The sequence below is a fragment of the Brachyspira pilosicoli genome, assembly GCF_019402445.1.
GTDB classification, from domain to species: Bacteria; Spirochaetota; Brachyspiria; order Brachyspirales; family Brachyspiraceae; genus Brachyspira; species Brachyspira pilosicoli_B.
In genome coordinates, this window is record NZ_SRZM01000455.1 from 1 (window position 1) to 1,491 (window position 1,491).

Annotated in this window: 2 protein-coding genes; both read right to left on the reverse strand. The window is 24.7% G+C overall.

The window, feature by feature from the left end; all coding sequences use genetic code 11:
• Window positions 1-25: 25 nt before the first annotated feature.
• A complete protein-coding gene (locus E6A48_RS11820; RefSeq protein WP_219710501.1) occupies window positions 26-556 on the reverse strand; it encodes an SRPBCC family protein in 531 nt (176 codons plus the stop codon).
• A gap of 26 nt (window positions 557-582) precedes the next feature.
• Complete coding sequence (locus E6A48_RS11825) at window positions 583-1,236, reverse strand: ankyrin repeat domain-containing protein (RefSeq protein WP_407928860.1); 654 nt, start codon at window positions 1,234-1,236, stop codon at window positions 583-585.
• Between the last annotated feature and the right edge of the window lie 255 nt (window positions 1,237-1,491).

Here is a 1,491-nt window from a genome sequence, read left to right on the forward strand (position 1 = left end):
AAAAAATAAAATTAGTCAATAATATCTATCTTTTATTAACATATTTTTTAAGTCTAATTAAAAACTCATTTTTACCATTTTCATCTGTAAGAACATACTTAAAAATAAATCTAAAATAAGGATGATAAACATATGTTGTCTCTTTTATAGTTATTTTTGTTTTATCATCATCTAAATCTTCTAATATATATGTCCACAAAACGGTAAATTCATTTTCTAATTTAACAATGGATATCTCTGATTTATCATTATCATTAATTCTTCTTACTTCAGTGAGATCTTGAGATATTTTTCTATTACTATAAGTTTGTATGATTTTTAATTTATCATCATCTATTTTTTCTACTTGAACAAGTGATAAATACTTTAACCATATAGGATAATTCTCATAATTCACTAACAAATCAAATAAATCATTTCTCTTTATTTGTAAAACAGAAGATTTTGATTTTGTAAATGATGGAGGTAATTTTTTTCCTATATGGTTAGGTACTAATATCATTACAGCCATTAATATTAATGGAAGAATTATAAATACTGGAACTAAATAAAACATATTATTTTATTTTCTCTTATAAAATATTAATTACAAGAAGCTTTACCAGTTCTTACATTAGTTCCGCCAGCAGCTTTTATCATACTGATAATATTTTGATTTTTGGATTCGCAAGCATAAGTATAAGCACTTTTATTTAATTGTCTGCTTACAATATTCACATCTACATTTTTACTTAATAAAAACTTAACAGCATCCTCTCTATTATTACCAGCTGCCACCATAAGCATTGTTTCACCATCTCTTTTATCTTGCTCATTTAAATTTAGTCTTCCATTGTATAAAGGATATAAATATTCAATTACTTCAATATTTCCTCCAAGTATAGCAGATTTAAAAGCACTAGTAACATCAGCAGTGTCTCCAGCATATAAGTTAGCACCTTTACTTACTAAATACTGAACTACATCTAAATATCCTATAAAAGCTGCCCAACCTAAAGCTGTTTGTTTTAAACTTGCTGTATCTTGAACTTCAATATCCTGTCCTGCTTCAACCATTTTTTTTATTTCTTCTAAATCACCCTCTTTAACTGCATCAAACCATTTAGCATTAGGTCCTTTTGATTTTTCTCTATAAAATATTCTATGAGAAAGTCTTCTTGGATTTGCTAAGTTTGTTAACTGTTGTGGAGTTAATCTTGTAAATCTCTCAACTTGTGAATATAGAGATAATGACATCATTAATCCAGCAATCATTAATAATATTATTCGTTTCACTTTTTACCCCCTAGTAGTAAAATTGCTAACATTATACTTTATATTATAATATTATCAATATATTAATATAAAAATAACTAATTAATTATTATTCATATAAATGAGCCAAATAATGACTTCTATTTAAATATTCTTTTAAATCATTTGATGAAATAAATATTATATTTGCAATTTTTTTATTTGTATTTTCATAATCTTCATCGCTAAGAATTAGAT